The organism is Ancylobacter lacus (assembly GCF_018390635.1).
Classification (GTDB): domain Bacteria; phylum Pseudomonadota; class Alphaproteobacteria; order Rhizobiales; family Xanthobacteraceae; genus Ancylobacter; species Ancylobacter lacus.
Genome location: NZ_JAHBGE010000044.1, coordinates 161,570 through 185,486 on the forward strand (window position 1 = coordinate 161,570; position 23,917 = coordinate 185,486).

The 23,917-nt window shown below is 70.4% G+C and carries 18 protein-coding genes; 3 read left to right on the plus strand and 15 right to left on the minus strand.

From position 1 onward, the window contains the following. Positions 1–60: 60 nt before the first annotated feature. The 3 genes from KHC27_RS09690 to KHC27_RS09700 form a co-directional block, all read right to left on the minus strand. On the minus strand, positions 61–1,926 hold the full coding sequence (locus KHC27_RS09690; RefSeq protein ID WP_213338380.1) for a methylmalonyl-CoA mutase family protein: 1,866 nt from the start codon (positions 1,924–1,926) through the stop codon (positions 61–63). After that, positions 1,926–3,941 carry an acetyl-CoA carboxylase biotin carboxylase subunit gene (locus KHC27_RS09695; protein WP_213338382.1) on the minus strand — a complete coding sequence of 672 codons (2,016 nt, stop codon included), beginning with the start codon at positions 3,939–3,941 and terminating at the stop codon, positions 1,926–1,928. Before KHC27_RS09695 ends, KHC27_RS09690 begins: the two co-directional genes overlap by 1 nt. 108 nt (positions 3,942–4,049) lie before the next feature. After that, a complete protein-coding gene (locus tag KHC27_RS09700; protein ID WP_213338384.1) occupies positions 4,050–5,582 on the minus strand; it encodes an acyl-CoA carboxylase subunit beta in 1,533 nt (510 codons plus the stop codon). A gap of 155 nt (positions 5,583–5,737) precedes the next feature. Between KHC27_RS09700 and KHC27_RS09705 the strand changes: the two genes are divergently transcribed. Then, positions 5,738–7,171: a helix-turn-helix domain-containing protein gene (locus KHC27_RS09705; RefSeq protein WP_213338386.1), complete on the plus strand. Its 1,434-nt coding sequence runs from the start codon at positions 5,738–5,740 to the stop codon at positions 7,169–7,171. Positions 7,172–7,176: 5 nt separating this feature from the next. Here the strand turns inward: KHC27_RS09705 and glnT are convergent, their stop codons facing one another. The 5 genes from glnT to KHC27_RS09730 all read right to left on the minus strand — a co-directional run bounded on the left by glnT (position 7,177) and on the right by KHC27_RS09730 (position 12,330). Next, positions 7,177–8,478, minus strand: a complete 1,302-nt coding sequence (glnT, locus tag KHC27_RS09710) for a type III glutamate--ammonia ligase (RefSeq protein WP_213338393.1) — start codon at positions 8,476–8,478, stop codon at positions 7,177–7,179. A 95-nt stretch (positions 8,479–8,573) separates the two neighbouring features. Continuing rightward, a complete protein-coding gene (locus tag KHC27_RS09715; protein ID WP_213338394.1) occupies positions 8,574–9,911 on the minus strand; it encodes an FMN-binding glutamate synthase family protein in 1,338 nt (445 codons plus the stop codon). Positions 9,912–9,919: 8 nt separating this feature from the next. Continuing rightward, the gene (locus tag KHC27_RS09720; RefSeq protein ID WP_246519828.1) at positions 9,920–10,630 is read right to left on the minus strand and encodes a GltB/FmdC/FwdC-like GXGXG domain-containing protein; all 711 of its coding nucleotides are present in this window, start codon (positions 10,628–10,630) and stop codon (positions 9,920–9,922) included. A gap of 32 nt (positions 10,631–10,662) precedes the next feature. Further along, a complete protein-coding gene (locus tag KHC27_RS09725) occupies positions 10,663–11,544 on the minus strand; it encodes a class II glutamine amidotransferase (RefSeq protein ID WP_213338396.1) in 882 nt (293 codons plus the stop codon). 129 nt (positions 11,545–11,673) lie between these two features. After that, positions 11,674–12,330 (minus strand): helix-turn-helix domain-containing protein, encoded by a 657-nt coding sequence (locus KHC27_RS09730; RefSeq protein WP_213338397.1) that lies wholly within the window; start codon positions 12,328–12,330, stop codon positions 11,674–11,676. 141 nt (positions 12,331–12,471) lie between these two features. On the opposite strand from KHC27_RS09730, the gene sthA reads away from it, so the two are divergent. Continuing rightward, positions 12,472–13,866 (plus strand): Si-specific NAD(P)(+) transhydrogenase, encoded by a 1,395-nt coding sequence (gene sthA, locus KHC27_RS09735; RefSeq protein ID WP_213338398.1) that lies wholly within the window; start codon positions 12,472–12,474, stop codon positions 13,864–13,866. Positions 13,867–13,956: 90 nt separating this feature from the next. On the opposite strand, the gene KHC27_RS09740 is transcribed toward sthA, so the two are convergent. Continuing rightward, positions 13,957–15,000: a linear amide C-N hydrolase gene (locus tag KHC27_RS09740; RefSeq protein ID WP_213338973.1), complete on the minus strand. Its 1,044-nt coding sequence runs from the start codon at positions 14,998–15,000 to the stop codon at positions 13,957–13,959. Positions 15,001–15,343: 343 nt separating this feature from the next. Here KHC27_RS09740 and KHC27_RS09745 point away from each other — a divergent pair, with 343 nt between their 5' ends. Then, on the plus strand, positions 15,344–16,699 hold the full coding sequence (locus tag KHC27_RS09745) for an MFS transporter (RefSeq protein WP_213338399.1): 1,356 nt from the start codon (positions 15,344–15,346) through the stop codon (positions 16,697–16,699). 90 nt (positions 16,700–16,789) lie between these two features. Here the strand turns inward: KHC27_RS09745 and folD are convergent, their stop codons facing one another. The 6 genes from folD to KHC27_RS09775 all read right to left on the minus strand — a co-directional run bounded on the left by folD (position 16,790) and on the right by KHC27_RS09775 (position 23,870). After that, the gene (gene folD, locus KHC27_RS09750) at positions 16,790–17,665 is read right to left on the minus strand and encodes a bifunctional methylenetetrahydrofolate dehydrogenase/methenyltetrahydrofolate cyclohydrolase FolD (RefSeq protein WP_213338402.1); all 876 of its coding nucleotides are present in this window, start codon (positions 17,663–17,665) and stop codon (positions 16,790–16,792) included. Between the two features lie 39 nt (positions 17,666–17,704). Then, a complete protein-coding gene (purU, locus tag KHC27_RS09755) occupies positions 17,705–18,565 on the minus strand; it encodes a formyltetrahydrofolate deformylase (RefSeq protein WP_213338403.1) in 861 nt (286 codons plus the stop codon). A gap of 128 nt (positions 18,566–18,693) precedes the next feature. Further along, the gene (locus tag KHC27_RS09760; protein WP_246519829.1) at positions 18,694–19,323 is read right to left on the minus strand and encodes a sarcosine oxidase subunit gamma; all 630 of its coding nucleotides are present in this window, start codon (positions 19,321–19,323) and stop codon (positions 18,694–18,696) included. A 1-nt stretch (position 19,324) separates the two neighbouring features. After that, complete coding sequence (locus KHC27_RS09765; RefSeq protein WP_213338408.1) at positions 19,325–22,318, minus strand: sarcosine oxidase subunit alpha family protein; 2,994 nt, start codon at positions 22,316–22,318, stop codon at positions 19,325–19,327. Continuing rightward, entirely contained in the window at positions 22,315–22,620 is a 306-nt protein-coding gene (locus KHC27_RS09770) for a sarcosine oxidase subunit delta (RefSeq protein ID WP_213338410.1), read from the minus strand. Before KHC27_RS09770 ends, KHC27_RS09765 begins: the two co-directional genes overlap by 4 nt. Beyond that, the gene (locus KHC27_RS09775) at positions 22,620–23,870 is read right to left on the minus strand and encodes a sarcosine oxidase subunit beta family protein (RefSeq protein WP_213338413.1); all 1,251 of its coding nucleotides are present in this window, start codon (positions 23,868–23,870) and stop codon (positions 22,620–22,622) included. The genes KHC27_RS09770 and KHC27_RS09775 overlap by 1 nt, the downstream gene beginning before the upstream one ends. Between the last annotated feature and the right edge of the window lie 47 nt (positions 23,871–23,917).

Genomic DNA, 23,917 nt, shown 5'->3' on the forward strand with positions numbered 1-23,917 from the left:
TCGTCCTGCTGGAAACCGCGGCGATTGCGCCGCTCTCGCAGGAAAAACCGGGCAGGGTGCTCATGGTTCCGTGCCTCCCGTCGCCGTGATGCCGAGTGCGGCCTGCGCCATGTCCAGTGCCTCCAGCGCGTCGCAACCGGCGAAGACGAAGCCGTCGACGCCCGCGGCGCGCAGCGCGGCCTCGGCGGCGCCGGGGCGGCCGGCCAGCAGCAGGCGGCCGACGCCGACGGCCTTGAGCGCGGCGGCGAAGGCCGCGGCGCGCTCGGCATAGGCGGCGTCGGTGCCGCACAGGCAGATCAGTGCCGCCCCGGCGAGGTCGGCGGCCTGCGCCGCCTCGTCCTGCGCGGCCTCGCCGCCGGCGGTGCCGAGGCCTCCGGCCTCGAACAGAGTCCGGGCGAAGGCGACGCGCGGTGCGAATTCAGCGACGCTGCCGAGCGTGGCGAGGCGAACGGCGGGCGAGCCCGCCCGCAACCCCGCGGCCCGCCGCCGCTCGAACGGTTCGGCGAGCCGGCCCCGGGGCAGCGGTTCGCACTGTATGGCGCCTTCCGCCGGCCCGGCCGGCGACGGATCGGGCGCGGGGGCCAGCACGGCGGGCACGCTCTCGCCGGCAAGAGGGAATTCGGAGGTGCCGGTGATCGGCAGGCGCCGGGTGGCGACGAGCTGGGCGCGCTCGTGGCGCGACCGGGCGAGCCGGCGCTGCCAGGTGCCCGCCGTGAGCGCCTCGACCAGCCCGCCCTCCGCCTCGATGCCGCGCACCAGCTCCCAGGCCGCGGCGGCGAAGCCCTCGGTCCGCTCCTCCAGCGCACCGGCCCCGGCGGCGGGATCAGCGACGCGGTGGAGGTTCGATTCCTCGATCAGGAGCAACTGGGTGTTGCGGGCGAGCCGTCGGGCGAAGCCGTCCGGCAGGCCCAGCGCCTGGGTGAAGGGCAGCACGGTGAGGCTGCTGGCGCCACCAGCCCCGGCCCCAAGCGCGGCGATGGTGCCGCGCAGCAGGTTCACATGCGGGTCGTGGCGGGTGAGGCTGCGCCACGCCGTCTCCATGTGCAGCGCCAGCGGCGGTGGCGCGGCAAGGCCGGCCTCCTCCAGCACGAAATGCCAGAGCCGGCGCATGGCCCGGGCCTTGGCGGTGGTGGCGAACTGGTCGGTGTCGGCCACCAGCGTCACCTCGATCAGCCCGGCCGCCTCGGCGAGGTCGAGCCCGGCCTCGTCCAGTGCCCGCAGATAGGCAAGGGCGGTGGCGAGGGTGCCGGCGAGTTCCTGCGCCTCGGTGGCGCCGGCGGCGTGGTGCAGGCGGCCGTCGGCGCGGACCATCGGCGCGGTGAGGCCGCGGGCGCGCAGCGCCGAGACGGTCTGTCCCAGCCGTGCCGACAGCGCCTCCCACTCGATCGGCGCCGCACCCCGCGCGGCAAGGTCGCCGATCGGGTCGAGCCCGACCCGCAGGTCGAGACGTGCGGGGTCGATCTCCCGGAGGTGGCGGGAAAGCGCCAGCGCGAGGTCCCGGCCGCGGAAGCCGCCGGTCTCCACCCGCAGCGTCACCAGCTCGGCCAGCACGCCGCGCAGCACCCGCTCGATCGCCTCCGACGTCTCCGGCAGGCCGAAGCCCTCGGCTGCCGGCGAGGAGCGGAACACCAGCGTGGCACCGTCGGCGCCGCCGTTCAGGTCCTCCAGAAGCTGGGCGTTGGCGGCGGCGGGGTCGACATGGTCGATGCGGGCGATGATCTTCCACGCCGCCCCGGCGGGGCGTCCGGCCATGGGGCGGGCGTCCGGCCGCGGCGCGGGCAGGGCGTCGAAGGCGATGCCGTCCAGGGTCGACGTCACCATCCGCGCGGCATAGGGCGCCCCCTTCAGCACGCCGTCGACGAGGCGCAGCCACTCCTCCCGGGTCGCGGCGGGAAAGCCGGGCGGCGGGCTGGCGGCGGCGTCCATCAGGCGAATTCCAGGATGACGGCGTCGACGGCGAGGCTGTCACCGGCCTTGGCCAGCACCTTCTTCACCACGCCGTCGCGCTCGGCCCGCAGCACGTTCTCCATCTTCATCGCCTCGACCACGGCGAGCGGCTCGCCGGCCTTCACCTCCTGGCCCTCGCCCACCGCGACCGACACGACGAGGCCGGGCATGGGGCAGAGCAGCTGCTTGCCCGAGGCGGCGGAGACCTTCTCCGGCATCAGCGCGGCCAGCGCCGCCTCGCGTTCGGTATAGACGATGGCCTCCACCGTGACGCCGGCATGGGAGAGCACGAAGCCGTTGAGCCGCGGGCGGACCTGAACCGCGATGGCGTCGTCGTCATAGGCGCCCTGCCACACCGGGTCGCCCGGCTTCCAGCCGGTGCGCAGCTCATGGGTGCCGGCGGGGCGCCCCTGCGCGTCGAGGAAGGTGACGATGAAGCCGCCGGCGGAGCGGTCCACCTCGCAGGGCAGGCTCTCGCCGCCGAGCCGCACCACGCGGCGATGCTCGAACACCACCGGCCGGCCGGGAAGCTGGCCGGAGATGCGCCGCTTGCGGGCATTGGCGATGTTGTCGATCACCGCCGCCACCGCGGCGATCCGGCGGGCGAGCGGGGCCTCCAGCGCCGCGCCGGCGAAGCCGCCGGGATATTCCTCGGCGATGAAGCCGGTGGAGAGCCGGCCGGCCTTCCAGCGCTCGTGCCGCATCAGCGCGGCGAGGAAGGGGATGTTGTGCTGGATGCCGTCCAGCGCGAAGGCGTCCAGCGCGTCGGCCTGCGCGGCGATGGCCTGGGCGCGGGTAGGGGCGTGGGTCACCAGCTTGGCAATCATCGGGTCGTAGAACAGGGAGATTTCCCCGCCCTCGAACACGCCGGTGTCGTTGCGCACCGTCACACCGTCCCGGGTGCCTTCCGCCGGCGGGCGGTAGCGGGTGAGCCGGCCGATGGAGGGCAGGAAGTTGCGGTAGGGGTCCTCGGCATAGATACGGCTCTCGACCGCCCAGCCGTTCAGCCGGACGTCGGCCTGGGTGATGGAGAGCTTCTCGCCGGCCGCCACCCGGATCATCTGCTCGACGAGGTCGATGCCGGTGACCAGTTCGGTCACGGGATGCTCGACCTGCAGGCGGGTGTTCATTTCGAGGAAGTAGAACGAGCGGTCCTGCCCGGCGACGAACTCCACCGTGCCGGCGCTGTCGTAGTTAACGGCCTTGGCCAGCGCCACCGCCTGCTCGCCCATACGGCGGCGGGTCGCCTCGTCCAGCAGCGGGGAGGGGGCCTCCTCGATGACCTTCTGGTTGCGGCGCTGGATCGAGCATTCGCGCTCGCCGAGATAGACGACGTTGCCGTGCTTGTCGCCCAGCACCTGGATCTCGATGTGGCGGGGATCGACGATGAACTTCTCGACGAACACGCGGTCGTCGCCGAAGGAGGACTTCGCCTCGGAGGTGGCGCGCTCGAAGCCGTCCTTCACCTCCTCGCGGGAATGGGCGATGCGCATGCCCTTGCCGCCGCCTCCGGCGGAGGCCTTGATCATCACGGGATAGCCGATCTCGTCGGCGATCCGCGCGGCGTGCTCGGGGTCGGTGATGACGCCGAGATGGCCGGGCACGGTGGAGACACTGGCCGCCGCTGCCGCCTTCTTCGACTCGATCTTGTCGCCCATCGCCTCGATGGCGCCGGGGTTCGGCCCGATGAACACGATGCCGGCGGCCTTGAGCGCGTGGGCAAAGGCGGCGCGTTCGGACAGGAAGCCATAGCCGGGATGCACCGCCTCCGCCCCGGTCTGACGGCAGGCCTCGATGATGCGGTCGATCAAGAGGTAGGACTGCGCCGCGGGCGGCGGGCCGATATGCACCGCTTCGTCCGCCATGGCGACGTGCAGCGCGTCACGGTCGGCGTCGGAATAGACCGCGACGGTTCGGATGCCCATCTTCCGCGCCGTCTTGATGACCCGGCAGGCGATCTCGCCACGGTTCGCGATGAGGATCTTGGAGAACATGTCGGCGTTCCTTGGCCTTCGGGCTTTACTGTGTAACGGCGCCCGCGGGCCCGCCTTGCGCTGGGTCATGGCCGCTGCTGCGGGGCCGCCGTGGCGGGCGGCGAGCGCTCACAGCGGCAGGTTGTCGTGCTTCTTCGCCGGGGTCTCGACATGCTTGGAGCGGAGCATGGCGAGCGCCCGGGCGATGCGCGTGCGGGTGGTGCGGGGGGTGATGACCTCGTCGACATAGCCGCGCTCGGCGGCGACGAAGGGGGAGAGAAAGCGTTCCTCATACTCCTTCGTCCGCGCCGCGATCTTCTCGGGGTCGTCGATGTCGGCGCGGAAGATGATCTCCACCGCGCCTTTGGCGCCCATCACCGCGATCTGCGCCGAGGGCCAGGCATAGTTCACGTCGCCGCCGACATGCTTGGAGGCCATCACGTCATAGGCGCCGCCGAAGGCCTTGCGGGTGATGACGGTGACCAGCGGCACGGTGGCCTGCGAATAGGCGAAGAGCAGCTTGGCGCCGTGCTTGATGAGCCCGCCATATTCCTGCGCGGTGCCGGGCAGGAAGCCGGGCACGTCGACGAAGGTGACGATGGGTATGCCGAACGCGTCGCAGAAGCGCACGAAGCGCGCCGCCTTGCGCGAGGCATCGGCGTCCAGCACGCCGGCCAGTACCATCGGCTGGTTGGCGACCACGCCGACCGTGCGGCCCTCGATGCGACCCAGGCCGGTGACGATGTTGCCGGCGAAGGCCTGCTGGATCTCGAAGAAGTCGCCCTCGTCGACCACCTTCGCGATCAGTTCCTTGATGTCGTAGGGCTTGTTCGGGTTGTCGGGGATGAGGGTGTCGAGCGAGGGGTCGAGCCGCTCGCCATCGTCGCAGCTCGGCCATTCCGGCACGCCGGCGGCGTTGTTGGCGGGCAGGAAGTCGATCAGCCGGCGCATCTGCAGCAGGCATTCGACATCGTTGTCGAAGGCGCCGTCCGCCACCGAGGAGCGGCTGGTGTGCACCTTCGCCCCGCCCAGCTCCTCGGAGGTGACGGTCTCGTTGGTCACCGTCTTCACCACCTCCGGGCCGGTGACGAACATGTAGCTGGTGTCGCGCACCATGAAGATGAAATCGGTCATGGCGGGGGAATAGACGTCGCCGCCGGCGCAGGGGCCCATGATGACCGAGATCTGCGGGATGACGCCGGAGGCGATCACATTGCGCCGGAACACCTCGCCATAGCCGCCGAGTGCCGCGACGCCCTCCTGGATGCGGGCGCCGCCGGCATCGAACAGGCCGATGATCGGCGCCCGGGTCTTGAGCGCGAGGTCCTGGATCTTGGTGATCTTGGCGGCGTGGGTCTCCGACAGCGAGCCGCCGAAGACGGTGAAGTCCTTGGCGAAGACGAAGACCTGCCGCCCGTTCACCGTGCCCCAGCCGGTGACGACGCCGTCGCCGGGCGTCTTGGACGCCTCCATGCCGAAATCGGTGCAGCGGTGCTGGACGAAGGTGTCGAATTCCTCGAACGAGCCGGTGTCGAGCAGCAGCTCGATGCGCTCGCGGGCGGTGAGCTTGCCGCGCGCATGCTGGGCGGTGATGCGCCGCTCGCCGCCGCCGAGGCGCGCTTCGGCGCGGCGCCGGTCCAGTTGCTCCACAATGTGCTTCATGAGGCGATACCGTGCGCGTGCAAATGGCCGCCGGGCTGCGGTCGGCTTTCGTCCAGACGTTCTAGGCCCTTGCCGGGCAAAAGATAAGATGTGAAAGTGTAGCGCGTGAACGTGTGAATTCTTCACAAATCGACGGTGGGTCGGCGCGGGCGGGCATGTCCAAGAAGATCTTCGCCGGCCATGCCGTGCGCAATGTGCGGGAGCGGCTCGGCCTCACCCAGCTCGATTTTGCCCGGCGGCTGGCGCTCTCGCCGAGCTACATCAACCAGATCGAGAGCAACCAGCGCCCGGTGACAGCGGCGGTGCTGCTGGCCATCGGCCGCACTTTCGACGTCGACGTCACCCGCTTCAGCGCCGATGACCTCGACCGGGTGGTGGCCGACCTGCGCGAGGCGCTGGCCGATCCGGTGTTCCGCGGGCTGGAGCCGAGCCTTCAGGACCTGAAGAACGCCACCACCCATGCGCCGTCCTTCGCCCATGCCTTCCTGCGCCTGCACGGGGCGATGCGGCGGATGGAGGAGCGGCGGGCGGCGCTCGACGACGCGGTGGTCTCGGTGGCGGGCGATCATGATGGCGGTGCCCGCCACCTGCCGCCCTATGAGGAGGTGCGCGACCATTTCCACTACATCGACAATTATGTCGACGGGCTGGACCGCGCCGCCGAAGCCCGCGCCGACGCGCTCGATCTCTTCGCCCGCGAGGACGCGGCGGCCCTGCTGGCGCGCCATCTGCGCGAGCGGCACGACATCGCGGTGGAGGCCGCCGCGGCCGGTGAGCCCGACGCGCCGCTGCTGAACTATGACCGGCACCGCCGCGTCGCGACGCTGGCCCGCACGCTCGACCCGGCGAGCCGCGCCTTCCGGCTCGCGGCGCTGCTCGCCCGGTTCGAACAGGACGAGCTGATCGACGGTCACGTCGCCGACGCCGGCTTCCGCAGCCAGACCGCGCGGGAGGTGTGCCGGCTCTCGCTGCAGAACTACTATGCCGGGGCGCTGATCCTGCCCTATCGTCGCTTCGCCCGGCTGGCGCGGGAGAAGCGCCACGATCTCGACCTCTTGAGCGTGATGACCGGCGCGAGCCTGGAGCAGGTCTGCCACCGCCTCTCCACGCTGCAGCGCCCGGGCGAGAAGGGGGTGCCGTTCTATTTCCTCAAAGTCGACCGGGCCGGCAACGTCATCAAGCGGCACAGCGCCACGCGCTTCCACTTTGCCCGCTATGGCGGGGCCTGCCCGGTGTGGAACGTGCACGAGGCGTTCGAGCAGCCCGCCCGCACGCTGGTGCAGGTGGGCGAGATGCCGGACGGGGTGCGCTATCTCTGCCTCGCCCGGGGCGCGGTGAAGCCGCCGGTGCGCCATGGCCAGCGCGAGCGCCGCTTCGCGCTCGGCATCGGCTGCGAGGCGTCCTATGCCGCCGAGCTGGTCTATGCCGACGGGCTCGATTTGCGCGCAGCGACGGTATCGCCGCTCGGCGTCAACTGCCGCATCTGCCCGCGCACCGCCTGTCCCGAGCGGGCCTATCCCCCGCTCGACCGCGACATCGTGCTGGACCCGGACCGCCGCGGCGTGGTGCCGTTCGCGGTCCGGGACTGAGCGGCTCAGATGTCGAGCGTGTTGTCGCGTTCCCACTGGGTGAGGTGGCGGGAATAGGCGTTCCACTCCTCATGCTTCAGCTTGAGGTAGCCGTCGATCAGCGGGGCGCCCAGCGCGGTGCGCAGCACATTCGACTTCTCCAGTGACCGCAGCGCGTCGAGCAGGTTCAGCGGCAGCTTCTTGGCGCCGCGCACCTTGTGCCCGTCGGTGTACATGTTGATGTCGAGCCGCTTGCCGGGCTCGCGCTGGTTCTGGATGCCGTCGAGGCCGGCGGCGAGCACCGCGGCGGGGGCGAGATAGGGGTTCGCCGCCCCGTCCGGCAGGCGCAGCTCCAGCCGGCCCGCATCGGGGATGCGGATCATGTGGGTGCGGTTGTTGCCGGTGTAGGTGACGGTGTTGGGCGCCCAGGTGGCGCCGGAGACGGTGCGCGGGGCGTTGATGCGCTTGTAGGAATTCACGGTCGGGTTGGTGAAGGCGCACAGCGCGTCGGCGCTGTGGATCAGGCCGCCGATGAAGTTGTAGCAGAGGTCGGAGACGCCGAGCTCGCCGTTGGGGTCCTCGAACAGGTTGGTGTCGCCCTGCCACAGCGAGGTGTGCATGTGGCAGCCCGAGCCGGTGAGATCGATGAAGGGCTTGGGCATGAAGGTGGCGCGCAGCCCGTGCTTTTCGGCGATGGAGCGCGCCATGTACTTGAAGAAGACGTGACGGTCCGCGGTGACCAGGGCGTCGTCGAAGTTCCAGTTCATCTCGAACTGGCCGTTGGCGTCCTCATGGTCGTTCTGATAGGGCCCCCAGCCGAGCGCCAGCATGCAATCGCAGATCTCCTTGATGACCTCGTAGCGGCGCATCAGGGCGGACTGGTCGTAGCAGGGCTTGGTGGCGTTGTCGGCGCCGTCCGAGATTTTCTGGCCGTCCGGCGTGGTGAGGAAGAACTCGCATTCCACGCCGGTCTTCATCTGGTAGCCGATGGATTCGGCACCGAGGATGGTGCTTTTCAGCACGTTGCGTGGGGCCTGGGCGACCAGCTCGTCGTTCATGACGAGATCGGAGGCGAGCCAGCCCACCTCCGGCTTCCACGGCAGCTGGATGAGGCTGTCGGGATCCGGCACCGCGAACAGGTCGGGATCGGCCGGGGTCATGTCGAGCCAGGTGGCGAAGCCGGCGAAGCCGGCGCCCGCCTTCTGCATGCCCCCGATGGCCGCGGCCGGCGCCAGCTTGGCGCGCAGCGAGCCGAACAGGTCGACATAGGAGATCAGGAAGTACTTGATGCCGAGCTCTTTGGCGGCATGGGCAAGATCATTGGCCATTGCGATCCGGTTCCGTGCTGTTCCCCGGCCCCTTCGGGGCTCGTTGCGATGTCGTCGATGTGCAAACCCCGCGCCGGGGCGCGGGGCTCGAAGGTTCAGAAGCTGCCGGTGCTGCCGGGAATCCAGTTGGTGCCGGCAAGAGGGACGTTCGCCATCGCGGCGGCCTCGATGGTGAGGGCGACGAGGTCCTCCGGCTCGAGGTTGTGCACGTGGCTCTTGCCGCAGGCCCGCGCGATGGTCTGGCATTCCAGCGTCAGCACGGCGAGGTAGTTGGCGAGCCGGCGCCCGGCGGCGACCGGGTCCAGCCGCGCCATCAGCGCGGGGTCCTGGGTGGTGATGCCGGCGGGGTCGCGGCCCTCGTGCCAGTCGTCATAGGCGCCGGCCCGGGAGCCGAGCGCCTCGTATTCGGCGGCATAATGGGGGTCGTTGTCGCCGAGGGCGACGAGGGCCGCGGTGCCGATGGCGACGGCATCCGCGCCGAGCGCCAGAGCCTTGGCGACGTCGGCGCCGTTGCGGATGCCGCCGGAGACGATGAGCTGCACCTTGCGGTGCATGCCGAGGTCCTGCAGCGCCTTCACCGCCTGCCGCACCGCCGCCAGCGTCGGGATGCCGACATTCTCGATGAAGACCTCCTGGGTGGCGGCGGTGCCGCCCTGCATGCCGTCCACCACCACCACGTCGGCGCCGGATTTCACCGCCAGAGCGGTGTCATAATAGGGTCGCGCGGCGCCGACCTTCACATAGATCGGCTTCTCCCAGTCGGTGATCTCGCGCAACTCCTCGATCTTGATCTCGAGGTCGTCGGGACCGGTCCAGTCCGGGTGGCGGCAGGCCGAGCGCTGGTCGATGCCGACCGGCAGCGTGCGCATCTTCGCGACACGCTCGGTGATCTTCTGGCCGAGCAGCATGCCGCCGCCGCCGGGCTTGGCGCCCTGCCCGACCACCACCTCGATGGCGTCGGCGCGCTTGAGGTCGTCGGGGTTCATGCCGTAGCGCGAGGGCAGATACTGGTAGACGAGCTGGGTGGAGTGCCCGCGCTCCTCATTGGTCATGCCACCGTCGCCGGTGGTGGTGGAGGTGCCCATGGCCGAGGCGCCACGCCCCAGCGCCTCCTTGGCGTTGGCGGAGAGCGAGCCGAAGCTCATGCCGGCGATGGTGATCGGGATCTTCAGCTCGATCGGCTTCTTGGCGAACCGTGTGCCGAGGACCACCGAGGTGTCGCAGCGCTCGCGATAGCCTTCGAGCGGGTAGCGCGACATCGAGGCGCCGAGGAACAGAAGGTCGTCGAAATGCGGAACCTTGCGCTTCGCGCCGCCGCCGCGGATGTCGTAGATGCCGGTGGCGGCCGCGCGGCGGATCTCCGAGAGGGTGTACTCGTCGAAGGTCGCGGAGAAGCGGGGCGTCGTGCGCGGGGTGTTGGTGATGTCGTTCATCGCGCGCCTCAGTAGCTCGACACGTTGTCGACGTGGAAATGGTAGAGGGTGCGGGCCGAGCCGTAGCGGCGGAACTCGCCGATATCGACCTGGCCGAGCGCGCCGGCGGCCTCCAGCCGGGCGGCGAGCAGGGCGCGGTGTTCCTCGCGCATCTCCTTCTCGATGCAGTCGGCGCCGAGGCTCGCGACCGAGCCGCGCACGAACAGCTTCGCCTCATAGAGGCTGTCGCCGAGCGCTTCGCCCGCGTCGCCGAACACGACGAGGCTGCCGGCCTGCGCCATGAAGGCACTCATATGGCCGATCGAGCCCTTCACCACGATGTCGATGCCCTTCATCGAGATGCCGCAGCGCGCGGAGGCGTTGCCGTCGATGACCAGCAGCCCGCCGCAGCCGGTGGCGCCCGCCGCCTGGCTGGCGTCACCCTTCACATGGATGAAGCCGCTCATCATGTTCTCGCCGACGCCGACGCCGGCATTGCCGTCGATGACGATGCGGGCCTGCTTGTTCATGCCGCCGCAGTAATAGCCGACATTGCCGGCGATCTCGATGGCGACGGGGGCATCGACGCCGGCCGCGATGGCGTGCAGGCCGCGGGGATTGGCGACGCGCCAGAGCGTCTCGTTGGTGGTGCCGAGCGCGTGCAGGGCGCCGTTGAGCGCGCGCACCGGCGAGGTGGCGAGGTCAATGAGGCGGGCGCCGTCGGCGTCGGTGGCGATCATGTTCATGTCGGGGCTCGTGTGCAGGGCGACGTTCATGCCGCGCGGTCCCAGAAATAGACCCGCGCCGGTTCCGGCTCCCAGACCCGGGCGGTGTTGATGCCCGGCAGGTCGACCAGGGCGCGGTATTCCGAGCCGAAGGCGACATAGCCCTCGGTCTCGGCCATCACCGCCGGCTTGCAGGCGATGGGGTCGCGCAGCACGCCGAAGCCGCTCTCGGTGCCGACCACGAAGGTGTAGAAGCCGTCGAGATCGGCGAGCGAATGCTCCAGCGCGGCGCCGAGGCTGTCGCCGGCGCGCATGCGGTGGGTGAGATAGGCGGCGGCGACCTCGCTGTCGTTCTGGGTCGCGAGCCTCAGCCCCTCGCGCTCCAGCTCGCGGCGGACGCCCGCATGGTTGGACAGCGAGCCGTTGTGCACGAGGCACTGGTCCGGCCCGGTGGAGAAGGGGTGGGCGCCGTCGGTGGTCACCGCGCTCTCGGTCGCCATGCGGGTGTGGCCGATGGCGTGGGTGCCGGCCATCTCCGCCAGCTTGAAGCGGCGGGCGACGTCGGCGGGCAGGCCGACCTCCTTGTAGAGCTCCATGCGGCTGCCCGAGCTGATCACCGCCACCTGGGGCGCGAGGGTGGCGAGCTGCGCCCGCACCGCCGCCTCGCGCTCCGCCGGAACGCTGACCACCGCGTGGGTGTCGCGGGGCACCACCGGCAGCCCGAGCGCGGCGCCGAGCGCGGCGAAATCCGTGCCCGCCGGGCCGCGCAGCGTGAGCTTCACCGCTCCCTTGGCGCCGTTGCCATAGACCGCGAAGCCGGCCGAATCCGGCCCGCGATCGCACATGACATCGAGCATGCCCGCAAGAAGCGCCCCCAGTTGGGGCTCCAGCTTGGGGTCTTTGATGAAGAGGCCGACAATGCCGCACATGGCAGGACGCTCCTTGGATGGCCGGCGCCGGGCACCGTTTCCACCGTTCTAGGAGCGCGCGCGCGGGCTGTCAACGAAGGGAATAAAATTTTCCCATCAGGAAAACATTGCCGCGCGATCGCCGCCACGTCAGCTTGGCTGGCGCGGGTACATGATGATCGAGAGATAGCGCATCGGCCGCACCACCAGCTCCTGCGGGCCGTGGCTGGCGGCGCTGTCGAACAGCAGCGAATCGCCGGGCCGCAGGTGATAGGAGCGGTCGCCGTGGCGGTAGATCACCTCGCCGCTCAGCATGTAGATGAACTCGACCCCGGCATGCTGGAAGCCGGTATAGGGCACGGCTTCCTCGCTCAGCGTGATCAGGTAGGGCTCGACCGCAACTTCCCCGCCGAGCGCGTGGCCGAGCAGTTCGTACTGGTGGCCGACCTTGGTGCCGCGCCGCTCGATGTGCACCCCCTGTCCCGCCGGCACGAAGGAGCAGTCGCGCTTCTCCTCGAAGCTGGCGAACAGGCTGGAGAGCGGCACGTTCAGCGCCGTGGCGATGGATTGCAGCGTGCCGAGCGAGGGCGAGATCAGGCCGTTCTCGATCTTCGACAGCATGCCGACGGAAATGCCCGCCGCACTGGCGAGATCCGAGACCGTGAGGTCGAGGCTGCGGCGCGTCGAGCGGACCTGGAGCCCGAGGGCCTGTTCCAGCGTCCGCGCCCCGGTGGCCGGCGCCCCCGAGCCGGTGTGCAGCTCTTCCGTCGGCGTCTCGGCGGCGGCCTCGCTCTGCTTTCGGCGCATTCTCTCTCCCCGTGCGGCCCGGCCCGCCGTCACAATCTAGGACAAGTGCCGCGCCGTCGATACAGCCCCGCGTCATCTTGGCTTGGCATTGCTGATGCATTGCATGTCCCATCTTCCGTGGCGGCTCACCTCAAGAATCCCATGCACAGCTTCGACATGATCGTTATCGGCAGCGGCCCCTCCGGCCGCCGTGCCGCCGTCCAGTCCGCCAAGCTCGGCAAGTCCGTCCTCGTCATCGAGAAAGGACGCCGCGTCGGGGGTGTCTCGGTGCATACCGGCACCATTCCCTCCAAGACCCTGCGCGAGACGGTGCTGAACCTCTCCGGCTGGCGCGAGCGCGGCTTCTATGGCCGCGGCTACCGGGTGAAGAAGGACATCGCCGCCTCCGACCTGATTTCCCGCCTGCACAAGACGCTGGACCACGAGGTCGAGGTCCTGGAGCACCAGTTCGGCCGCAACGGGGTGAAGACCGCGCGGGGCGAGGCCAGCTTCGTCTCGCCCCATGAGATCGAGATCGTCGGCGACACCGGCGAGCGCTCCTGCGTGCGCGGCGCGCACATCCTCATTGCCTGCGGCACCCGTCCGTTCCGGCCGGACTATGTGCCGTTCAACGGCACCACCGTGTTCGACAGCGACGAGATCGTGGAACTGCCGCGCCTGCCGCGCAGCCTCGCGGTCATCGGCGCCGGCGTGATCGGGGTGGAATATGCCACCATCTTCAGCGCCCTCGACGTGGCGGTGACGCTGATCGAGCCGCGCACCAGCTTTCTCGACTTCATCGACAAGGAGCTGATCGAGGAGTTCGTCCACGAGCTGCGGGACCGCAACGTGGCGCTGCGGCTCGGCGCTGCGGTGTCCTCGATCCAGCTCAGCGCCGAGGGGCGGCCGACCTGCCGGCTTGCCGACGGGCGCAGCGTCACCTCCGACATGCTGCTGTTCGCCGCCGGCCGGGTGGGCGCCACCGACCGGCTCAATCTCGGGGCGGCGGGGCTCGCCACCGACCACCGCGGCCGCATCACCGTCGACCCCAAGACGCTGCAGACCGCGGTGCCGCACATCTATGCCGCCGGCGACGTCATCGGCTTTCCCAGCCTCGCCTCCACCTCCATGGAGCAGGGCCGGCTCGCCGCCTGCCATGCCTTCGGGCTGGAGCCGCCGCCGCCGCCGGAGTTCTTTCCCTATGGCATCTATGCCGTGCCGGAAATCTCGACCGTCGGCATGAGCGAGGAGGAGGTGCGCAAGCGCGGCATACCCTATGAATGCGGCGTCGCCCGCTTCCGCGAGACCTCGCGCGGCCACATCATGGGCCTCAACAACGGCATGATGAAAATGATCTTCTCCACCGAGACGCGGCATCTGCTCGGCGTCCACATCGTGGGCGAGGGCGCGACCGAGCTGATCCATATCGGCCAGGCGGTGCTGAACCTGAAGGGCACCATCGACTACTTCATCGAGAACACCTTCAATTACCCGACGCTGGCCGAGGCCTACAAGATCGCCGGCCTCGACGCCTGGAACCGGATGGTGCGGGCCTGACATGCCGATTGCCCGGCCCCCACACCGCCGCGCCAGCGCGGCGGTGTGGGAGTGGATGGCGGCATCAGGCTGTGGCCTCGCGGCCCGGCATTACAGGCCCGTGGAGGGCAGGAAGGTGAAGGAGGGGGTGGTGACGAACTTGTCGGCGGCGTTGCCGGAATAGACATTGCCGCCGGCGATGGTCAGCTTCTTCACCGGCGCGCCTTCCTTGAGGTCGAGATCGGCGAGCGGCACCCAGAACGAGTTCGGGCTGGTGGCGCTGTCGAAGAAGTAGATCTTGTTGGTCTGGTCGGAAATGGTCCGCCAGAGGGTCGAGGAGATGTTGGGTTGGCCGGGCGTGGTGATGCCGAGCGGCACGCTGACGCTGCGCATGACGCTCAGCACGCTCGCGGCCGCCTGGTACTCGAACTTCTGGCTCGGAACCGCGGTGATGTAGCTCTTGTCGACCTTGGTCGGGATCGCATTGATGAGGAAGGAGGCGCGGGCGAAGCGGTCAGCGGCGCGATTGGTGCCGGGCAGGAAGGTCAGGCCGCCGATTCCCTGCCAATAGGCATTGAGCGCGAGCTGCTGGTCGAAGCTCGGCGAATTGGTCATCACGTTGTACTGCTTGCCGTGATGCACGACGAGCTTGCCGCCCAGATACTCGAAGATCGCCGAATCGCCGCTTGAATCGGAAATGGCGAGATGGAGCTGCGCGCCTTTCCCGTTCGGCAGCGTGGGGGCGACAACCTGGAACGAGTCCTTGGACAGGGCGTCGACCGCCTCGGCGACCGTGCCGAAATTGTCCAGCACATATTGTGCCCACAGGCTGATCGAGAGAACGGGCCTGCCATCGGGCTGGCCGTAATCGGATTCGGCGAGATAGAGCAGGTTGGTGACGAGCCCGGCCTCGTTCATCCCGTCGGCGGAGCCGACGTCATAGCCGCTGGCGATCACGCTGCCATATTTCGAGGTCCATGTCGGGGTCTTCGCACCGCCGGCCCCGTTGCGGGCGATGCCGCGGGGGAAGGCCCAGAGGTTGGTATGCATGTCCTCGGCCCAGTCCATCGAGCGGCCGGTGATGACGAGCCCGTTCTCCGCGACATAAAGAGTGCGGGTGCAGGCCGCGGCCGGCCCTATGGCTGCCGCCGTCATGATGCCCGCGAGGACGACCGCGGCGCATTTCCTTATCCTGTTCACCGGTTTGTTTCCTTTTTACAAAGGGTCGCCGGGCCGCTGCGGCCGGGACCCGACCCGAAGGTAGCAGGCTTTTACGCAGTGGTATCGGCGAACGGATGACATGGCCTCGCATATCCCCGGGACGGCCGGGAACAGCTCGCGGTGCGCCGGTCCTGAAGGGGACAGCGCGGCGTAAAAGGGTTCAACCTGCCGCGGGTTCTGTATATGTCGATCCCGATGATCGGGAGAGCGGCCTGCGCCACCTCGACCGATCGATCCGCGAGGTCGTGCGCGGCCTTGCCGTCACCGGAGTCCTGCCATGCCGCCTACCGTCGCCGCCGCCGCGCCGGAATTCGCCGCCGTCGCCAATCCGCGCTCCCGCGTCATTCTCGCGAGCCTGATCGGCACGACCATCGAGTTCTACGATTTCTATGTCTACGCCACCGCCGCGGTGCTGGTGTTTCCGCATCTGTTCTTCCCGGCCGGCGATGACACCGTGGCGCTGCTGGCCTCGCTCGCCATCTTCGGCGCGGCGATGGTGGCGCGCCCGCTCGGCGCGGTGTTCTTCGGCCATCTCGGCGACCGCCGCGGCCGCAAGGCGACGCTGGTCGGCGCGCTGCTGACCATGGGCGTCGCCACCTTCCTCATCGGCACGCTGCCGACCTATGCGGTGGCGGGCTGGATCGCCCCGGCCCTGCTGGTGGTGCTACGCCTCGCCCAGGGCTTCGCGCTGGGCGGGGAATGGAGCGGGGCGGCGCTGGTGGCGACGGAGAACGCCCCGGCGGGAAAGCGCGCGGTCTACGGCACCTTTCCCCAGCTCGGCGCGCCGATCGGCTTCATCGTCGCCAATGGCCTGTTCCTCACCATCGCCGCGCTGATGCCCTCGGACGATCCCTCCCGCCCCTCGCTGGCCTTTCTCGACTGGGGCTGGCGCATCCCGTTCCTGTTCTCGGCCATCATGGTGGCGGTGGGGCTGTGGGTGCGGCTGAACCTGGTGGAAAGCACCGCCTTCGAGAAGACGGTGCAGGCCGGCAAGGTGAAGCGGTTGCCGCTGGCGGCGGTGTTCCGCCATCATTTCCGCGAGGTCGTGCTCGGCACCTTCTACATGCTCGCGACCTATGTGCTGTTCTACCTGATGACGACCTTCTCGCTGAGCTATGGCCGCGCCTCCCCCACCGCCGCCGTGCCCGGCCTCGGCTATGACTACCGCACCTTCGTGCTGATGATGATCGGGGGCGTGGTGTTCTTCGGCATCTTCACCCTGCTGTCCGGCCCGTGGGCGGACCGCTGGGGCCGCCGCCGCACGCTGATCTGGATCACGCTCGGCATCATCGCCTTCGGCTTCCTGTGGGTGCCGATGCTCGCCGCCGGCCCGGCGGGGGTGATGGCGTGGCTGGTGCTCGGCTTCACGCTGATGGGCATGACGTTCGGGCCGATGGGCGCGCTGCTGCCGGAGCTGTTTCCCGCCAGCATGCGCTACACCGGCTCGGGCATCGCCTACAACGTCTCCTCCATCCTCGGGGCGGCGGTGGCGCCGTTCATCGCGGTGGCGCTGTGGCAGGCCGGGCATGGCAGCCCGTTCTGGGTGGGGGTGTATCTCTCCGCCATGGCCTGCATCACGCTCATCGCGCTGCTGCTGGGGCCGGAGACCCGCGACGTCGACATCGAGCACTGACGTCTCGCCCCTCCCGGTATCCACAGGGGCGGGCTTGGCAGCGCCCGCGCGGCCGGGTGGCCCGCCCGGCGCTTGTGGTGGGAGCGCCGCTCAGTCCTCGCCGCGCTGGCGGCGGGCGGCGGTGAGGGTGTTCGCCAGCAGGCAGGCGATGGTCATCGGCCCGACCCCGCCGGGCACCGGGGTGATGAGCCCGGCGATGCCCTGCGCCTCGGCGAAGGCGACATCGCCCACCAGCCGGTTCTTGCCGTCCGGGCCCGCCACCCGGTTGATGCCGACGTCGATGACGGTGGCGCCGGGCTTGATCCAGTCGCCGCGCACCATCTCCGGCCGACCCACCGCGGCGATCAATATGTCCGCCTGCCGGCATTCGGCGGGCAGGTCCCGGGTGCGGGAATGGGCGATGGTGACGGTGCAGTCCTCGCGCAGCAGGAGCTGCGCGATCGGCTTGCCGACGATGTTGGAGCGCCCCACCACCACCGCCTTGAGCCCGGCCAGCGAACCGAGATGGTGCTTCAGCAGCATCACGCAGCCGAGCGGGGTGCAGGGCACCAGCGCGTCGAGCCCCACCGCGAGCCGGCCGGCATTGACCACGTGAAAGCCGTCGACATCCTTGGCCGGGTCCAGCGCCGCCAGCACCTTCTGGGTGTCGATATGGGCCGGCAGCGGCAATTGCACGAGGATGCCGTTGACGCCGGGATCGGCGTTCAGCCGCGCCAGCAGGGCGAGCAGTTCGTCCTCGCCGGTCTCCGCCGGCAGCAGGTGCTCGTAGGAGGCCATGCCGACCTCGACGGTCTGCCGCGCCTTGCTGCGGACATAGACCGAGCTGGCGGGGTCGCTGCCGACCAGCACCACCGCCAGCCCCGGCGCCGCCCCATGGCGGGCGGTGAAGGCCGCCACCTCGCCGGCGAGCCGCGCGCGCAGCCCCTCGGCAAATCCCTTGCCGTCGATCAGCCGTGTCTCGATCATCTCAAGGCTCCTCGAAATGGGGCGGCGGCCCGGGAAGCGTCAGTCGCGGAACACCACGGTCTTGTGGCCGTTCGGCAGCACCCGGTCGTCGAGATGCCAGGCCAATGCCCGCGCCAGCACCCGCCGCTCGATATCGCGGCCCTTGCGCACGAGGTCCTCGGCGGAATCCTGGTGGCTAATGCGCTCGACGTCCTGCTCGATGATCGGCCCCTCGTCGAGATCGGAGGTGACGTAGTGCGCGGTCGCGCCGATCAGCTTCACGCCCCGCGAATGCGCCTGGTGGTAGGGCTTGGCGCCCTTGAAGCCGGGCAGGAAGGAGTGGTGGATGTTGATGCAGCGGCCGGCGAGCTTGGCCGAGAGCCCGTCCGAGAGCACCTGCATGTAGCGCGCCAGCACCGCGACCTCGGACCCCGTGCGCTGGAACAGGTCCCACAGCTCGGCCTCCTGCTCCATCTTGGTGGCCTTGGTCACCGGCAGATAGTGGAAGGGGATGCCGTCGAAATCGAGATGGGCGTAGGTCTCGCGCGGGTAGTTGGCGGCGATGGCGGTGATGTCCATCGGAATCTCGCCGATGCGCCAGCGGTACAGCAGGTCCGCGAGGCAATGGTCGAACTTCGAGACCAGCAGCATGACGCGGCGCTTCTCCGACCGCGGCCGCATCTGCCAGGCGAGGCCGAAGCGCTCGGCGACGGGGCCGAAACCGGCGCGCAGTTCCGCGATCGCCGCCTCGCCGCTGACCCGGTTGAACACCACGCGCATGAAGAACCGGCCGCTCTCGACATCGTCGAACTGCTGCGCCTCGAGGATGTTGCAGCCCTGCTCGAACAGGAAGGTCGCGACGCCGGCGACGATGCCGGGGCGATCGGGGCAGGAAAGGGTGAGAACGTAGGTTTCGCTCATGGCTGTCTCTTCGCTCGGCAGGGCCACGGCCGCGCCGCTCCCCCGATCGTCCCTGTGGCCCGGGCCGCAGTCCGGCCCGGCTATCTAGACAAAACACGCACGGCTGGAAAGCGCGCGAGGCGCGACGTTCAACCTCGCCCGGTACCTCGCCCGGCCTCCGGACCTCGCCCGGCGTCGGCGAGGTCGAGGCCGTATTCCGCCGCGGCCGCGAGCAGGGTGTGGGAGAAGGCGGCGGCGAAGCTGGTGCCCACCAGCAGGCGATAGGTGGGCTCCTCGCCGGTCTGCCACAGCACCGCGCCGATATGGGCGAGGCTGCTCGCCACCACGTCGCCGGTGGAGAAGACGGCGGGGTCGAGGTCGACCGCGACGAGCTTGGCCAGCACCGCGCGGACCTCGGGACCTGCAAGGTCGAGCACGGCATAGCCGTCGCTCTGCTCGGTCACGGCGCCGCCGCCAAGCCCGGCGAGTTCCGCCGCCAGTGCCGGGCGCTGCGAGGCAAGCACCAGCCAGCGCCGCGGGGCGAGGCCGAGCGCGCTGACGCCGTTCGCGCCCGCCGCCTTGGGGCCGGCCGGCAGGGCGAGGCCGAAGGCGGCGTCCATCGCCGCCGCCAGCGCCGCCTCGCCGCCGTGACGGGCGGCCAGCGTGGCGATGGCGAGATCCTCGCGCCAGCGCGCGACGACGCCGGCGGTGCCGGGCCGGCCGTGATGGCCGGCGGGGATGGGACGGGTGTGGCTCAGCGGGTGAGCCGGGCTCGACATCTCAGCCACGCAGACGCTCTCCCTTGGGATCGAGGAAACAGGGCGCGCAGACCTCCACCTCGAGATCGCCGCCGCGGACCGGGTCGTAAGCCCGCACGCGCTCGCCGAGGCGTTGGGGGCCGCGCGCCAGCAGGCCGAGGCCGATCCAGTGGCCGAGATGCGGGGAATAGGCCACCGAGGTGATGTAGCCCTCGTCGTTCGCCGTCGTCGCCGGCACGCCAGGCGGCAGCAGATGCGCGCCCGCCCGCAGCCGCGCCGCGCCATCCACCGGCTTCAGCCCGACGAGGCTCGGGCGAGCCGGATCGGCAAGGCCCGGCCGGGCCGCCATGACCCGGCCGATATGGTCCTTCCTGGTCGAGGCCATGCGGCCGAGGCCGAGATCGGCGGCGGTGGTCTGGCCGGAAAGCTCGTTGCCGGAAACGTGGCCCTTCTCGATCCGCATCACCCCCAGCGCCTCGATGCCGTAGGGCGTGATGCCGAAGGGCGCGCCCGCCGCCATCAGCGCCTCGGCGAGGCGTTCGCCCTGCCGGGCCGGCACCGCGATCTCGTAGCCGAGCTCGCCGGAGAAGGAGACGCGGAAAAGCCGCGCCGGCACCCCGCCCAGCACCGTCGTGCCGAGCACGCCCATGAAGGGCAGCGCGGCGTCGGAGACGTCGGTGCCCGCGTCGACGATCCTCGCCAGCACCTCGCGCGCCTTCGGCCCGGCGAGGGCGATCTGGGCCCACTGCTCGGACACGGAGGCCATCTGCACGTCCAGCTCCGGCCACAGCACCTGGAGGCAGAACTCCAGATGCTGGAACACCTTGGCGGCATTGGCGGTGGTCGTGGTCATGACGTAGTGGCTCTCGCCGAGCCGCGCCGTGGTGCCGTCGTCCATCACCAGCCCGTCCTCGCGCAGCATCACGCCATAGCGCGCCTTGCCGACCGGCAGGGTGGAGAAGGTGTTGATGTAGACGCGGTCGAGGAAGGCGCCGGCGTCGGGGCCCTGCAGGTCGATCTTGCCGAAGGTGGAGACGTCGATCATCCCCACCGAGGCGCGCACCGCCTTGACCTCGCGGTTCACGGTCTCCAGCCAGTCGGTCTCGCCCGGCCGGGGGAAATACTGCGCCCGCAGCCACGGCCCGGTCTCGATGAAGACGGCGCCCTGCCGCTCGGCCCAGCCATGGGTGGGGGTGAGCCGGACCGGGCGGAACTCCCGCCCGCGGTGGTGGCCGGCGAAAACCCCAAGCGCGACAGGGGTATAGGGCGGGCGGAAGATGGTGGTTCCGGTCGCCTCGATGCCCGCGCCGGTCAGTTCCGCCATGATGGCGAGGCCCGTGACGTTGGAGGTCTTGCCCTGGTCCGTCGCCATGCCGAGCGTGGTGTAGCGCTTCAGGTGCTCGACCGAGCGGAAGCCTTCCTTGTGGGCGAGGGCGATGTCCTTGGCCGTCACGTCGTTCTGCTGGTCGACGAAGGCGGGGCCGCGGCTTGCCGCGACGTGCCAGAAGGCGGCGATTCCGGCGGGCTCGTCCTCCGCCTTTGGCGGTTCGATGGGGTGGACGATGAGTCCGATATCGGCCACCGCGCGTGCGCCCGCCTCCAGCCCGTCGCGCAGCGCCGCGCCGAGCGTGAGGCGCCCCGCCGCCGCCCCGGCCGCCTCCAGCCCCGGAGGGGTGCTGCCGGGCACGAAGGCGGCGAGCCGGGGGTCCCACACCGGCCTGCCGCCATGGTGGCAGGTGAGGTGAAGGTTGGGCGACCAGCCGCCGGAGACGGCGAGGCCGTCCACCGCGATCTGCTCGCGCCGCCCGCCGACGGTGATCTCGATGCCGGCCAGCGTCCGGCCTCGGGTGGCGGTGACCACGCCGCCGGGGATGGCGCGGATGCCGAGCGCCTGCGCCCGCGCCAGCAGGGCGGGCGGCACCTCGCTGCGGACGTCGATGATGGCGGCGACGCCGAGCCCCGCCGTCCGGGCCTCGAAGGTGGCGCGCCAGGCGCCGTCATTATTGGCGAAGACCGCGACCTGCCGGGCCGCGGCGACGCCGAAGCGGTTGGCATAGGCCTGCACCGCGCCGGCCGCCATCACCCCCGGGCGGTCGTTGCCGCCGAACACGATGGGGCGCTCGGTGGCGCCGGCGGCGAGGATGGCGCGGCGGGCCACGATGCGCCACAGCCGCTGCCGCGGCTGGAAGGGGCCCGGCTCGGGCAGGTGGTCGCTCACCTTCTCGACCGCGCCATAGGTGCCGCCGTCATACACGCCGAACACCGTGGTGCGGGTCATGAGCCGCACATTGGGCAGGCCTGCCAGCTCGGCGAGGGTGCGGGCGGCGAAGAGATGGCCCGGCGCGCCGTCCACCTCCAGCGCCTCGGCGTTCAGCCGGCCACCGGGCAGGAAGTCCTCCTCGGCGAGGATGACGCGGGCCCCGGCGCGGGCGGCGGTGCGGGCCGCCATCAGCCCGGCGGGGCCGGAGCCGATCACCAGCAGGTCGCAGAAGGCGTTGACCTTCTCGTAGCTGTCGGGGTCGGCGGCCTCGGCGGCGCGGCCGAGGCCGGCCGCACGGCGGATCGCCGGCTCGTACAGCTTCTCCCACAGCGCGGCGGGCCACATGAAGGTCTTGTAGTAGAAGCCGGCGCCGAGGAAGGGGGCCAGCAGCCCGTTGACCGACAGAAGGTCGAGGGCGAGCGAGGGCCAGCGGTTCTGGCTCGTCGCCTCCAGCCCGTCGAACAGCTCGGTCACGGTGGCCCGGCTGTTCGGCTCGCGGCGGGCGCCGCCACGCAGCTCCACCAGCGCGTTCGGCTCCTCCGGCCCGGCCGAGACGATGCCGCGCGGGCGGTGATACTTGAAGGAGCGGCCGACCAGCTTCACCCCGTTGGCCAGCAGCGCCGACGCCAGCGTGTCGCCGGGGTGGCCGTCGAGGCGGCGCCCGTCGAAGCTGAAGGCGAGGGTGCGGGAACGGTCGATGCGCCCGCCGGCGGCAAGCCGGTTCGCAGCCCGCCGGTTCGCAGGAAGGGGGCTCATCGCGCGGTCTCCCCTCCGGCCGGGGTGGGGGCGGCCGGGGCGGCGACGTCGCGCGCCAGCACCGCGCCGGTGATGGCGTGGGTGCGGGTGTCGCGCGCCACCTTCAGCCACTGGCGGCAGCCGGCGGCGTGGTACCACCACTCCTCGAAGGCGCCGGCCGGGTTGTCGCGCAGATAGACGTAGTCGAAGAACGCCGCCTCGGCGCCCGGCGCGGCGGGGTCGGGCCGGCGCGGGGTGGCATCGCCGAGATAGCTGAACTCGTGGGCGTCGCGGGAACCGCAGAAGGGGCAGGGGATGCGCATCAGTGCAGGTTCGGCTGGGCGCCGACTCCCTTCTCGTCGATCAGGTGGCCGGTGCGGAAGCGGTCGAGCCGCATGGCGCGGGCGGTCTCGTGGGCCTCGTCGCGCGCCAGCAGGTGGGCGAAGCACCAGCCGGAGGCCGGGGTCGCCTTGAAACCGCCATAGCACCAGCCGGCATTGAGATAGAGCCCCGGGCGGGGGGTGCGGTCGATGATCGGCGAGCCGTCCATCGACATGTCCATGATGCCGCCCCAGTGCCGCAGCAGCCGCACCCGGCCGAGCCGCGGCATCAGCGCCATGCCGCCCTCGCAGACATCCTCGATCACCGGCAGGTTGCCGCGCTGGGCGTAGGAATTGTAGCCGTCAATGTCGCCGCCGAAGACGAGGCCGCCCTTGTCGGACTGGCTGATGTAGAAATGCCCGGCGCCGAAGGTGACGACGCCGTCGATCAGCGGCTTCAGCCCTTCCGAGACGAAGGCCTGCAGCACATGGCTTTCGATCGGCAGCCGCAGCCCGGCCTTGCCGGCGACGCGCGAGGTGCTGCCGGCCACCGCGAGGCCCACCTTCTTCGCGCGGACCGGCCCGCGCGTGGTCTCGACCCCGGTGATGGCGTCGCCCTCGGAGAGGAAGCCGGTCACCTCGCAGTTCTGCAGGATGTCGACGCCGAGCGCGTCGGCCGCGCGGGCATAGCCCCACACCACTGCATCGTGCCGGGCGGTGCCGCCGCGCCGCTGCAGCAGGCCGCCGCGAATGGGGAAACGGGCGTTCGCGAAGTCGAGGAAGGGATACATCGCCCGCACGCCCTCGGCGTCGAGCAGCTCGGAATCGACCCCGTGGAGCCGCATGGCGTTGCCGCGCCGGGCATAGGCGTCGCGCTGGGCGTCGGAATGATAGAGGTTCAGCACGCCGCGCTGGCTGACCATCGCGTTGTAGTTCAGCTCCTGCTCCAGCCCTTCCCAGAGCTTCATCGACCATTCGTAGAACGGCTCGTTGCCCGGCAGCAGGTAGTTGGAGCGGATGATGGTGGTGTTCCGCCCGGCATTGCCGGAGCCGATATAGCCCTTCTCGATCACCGCCACGTTGCGGATGCCGTGCTGGCGGGCGAGGTAATAGGCGGTGGCCAGCCCATGGCCGCCGCCGCCGACGATGATGACGTCATAGGCCGGCTTCGGGTTCGGCTCGCGCCAGGCCGGGCGCCAGCCGCGCTGGCCGGTGAGGCCGTTGAGGAGGAGGCTGAGCACGGAATAGCGCATGGGGGAGACCGCCGCCGCAGGGAACGGCCTAAGCTGTAATTGACGGC

What these genes read in the sequence shown, in the direction of transcription:
- KHC27_RS09690 (WP_213338380.1), bottom strand. Translation starts at nt 1,926, where the DNA reads ATGGACGCCGCCGCCAGCCCGCCGCCCGGCTTTCCCGCCGCGACCCGG.
- KHC27_RS09695 (WP_213338382.1), bottom strand. Translation starts at nt 3,941, where the DNA reads ATGTTCTCCAAGATCCTCATCGCGAACCGTGGCGAGATCGCCTGCCGG.
- KHC27_RS09700 (WP_213338384.1), bottom strand. Translation starts at nt 5,582, where the DNA reads ATGAAGCACATTGTGGAGCAACTGGACCGGCGCCGCGCCGAAGCGCGC.
- KHC27_RS09705 (WP_213338386.1), top strand. Translation starts at nt 5,738, where the DNA reads ATGTCCAAGAAGATCTTCGCCGGCCATGCCGTGCGCAATGTGCGGGAG.
- glnT (WP_213338393.1), bottom strand. Translation starts at nt 8,478, where the DNA reads ATGGCCAATGATCTTGCCCATGCCGCCAAAGAGCTCGGCATCAAGTAC.
- KHC27_RS09715 (WP_213338394.1), bottom strand. Translation starts at nt 9,911, where the DNA reads ATGAACGACATCACCAACACCCCGCGCACGACGCCCCGCTTCTCCGCG.
- KHC27_RS09720 (WP_246519828.1), bottom strand. Translation starts at nt 10,630, where the DNA reads ATGATCGCCACCGACGCCGACGGCGCCCGCCTCATTGACCTCGCCACC.
- KHC27_RS09725 (WP_213338396.1), bottom strand. Translation starts at nt 11,544, where the DNA reads ATGTGCGGCATTGTCGGCCTCTTCATCAAAGACCCCAAGCTGGAGCCC.
- KHC27_RS09730 (WP_213338397.1), bottom strand. Translation starts at nt 12,330, where the DNA reads ATGCGCCGAAAGCAGAGCGAGGCCGCCGCCGAGACGCCGACGGAAGAG.
- sthA (WP_213338398.1), top strand. Translation starts at nt 12,472, where the DNA reads ATGCACAGCTTCGACATGATCGTTATCGGCAGCGGCCCCTCCGGCCGC.
- KHC27_RS09740 (WP_213338973.1), bottom strand. Translation starts at nt 15,000, where the DNA reads ATGACGGCGGCAGCCATAGGGCCGGCCGCGGCCTGCACCCGCACTCTT.
- KHC27_RS09745 (WP_213338399.1), top strand. Translation starts at nt 15,344, where the DNA reads ATGCCGCCTACCGTCGCCGCCGCCGCGCCGGAATTCGCCGCCGTCGCC.
- folD (WP_213338402.1), bottom strand. Translation starts at nt 17,665, where the DNA reads ATGATCGAGACACGGCTGATCGACGGCAAGGGATTTGCCGAGGGGCTG.
- purU (WP_213338403.1), bottom strand. Translation starts at nt 18,565, where the DNA reads ATGAGCGAAACCTACGTTCTCACCCTTTCCTGCCCCGATCGCCCCGGC.
- KHC27_RS09760 (WP_246519829.1), bottom strand. Translation starts at nt 19,323, where the DNA reads ATGTCGAGCCCGGCTCACCCGCTGAGCCACACCCGTCCCATCCCCGCC.
- KHC27_RS09765 (WP_213338408.1), bottom strand. Translation starts at nt 22,318, where the DNA reads ATGAGCCCCCTTCCTGCGAACCGGCGGGCTGCGAACCGGCTTGCCGCC.
- KHC27_RS09770 (WP_213338410.1), bottom strand. Translation starts at nt 22,620, where the DNA reads ATGCGCATCCCCTGCCCCTTCTGCGGTTCCCGCGACGCCCACGAGTTC.
- KHC27_RS09775 (WP_213338413.1), bottom strand. Translation starts at nt 23,870, where the DNA reads ATGCGCTATTCCGTGCTCAGCCTCCTCCTCAACGGCCTCACCGGCCAG.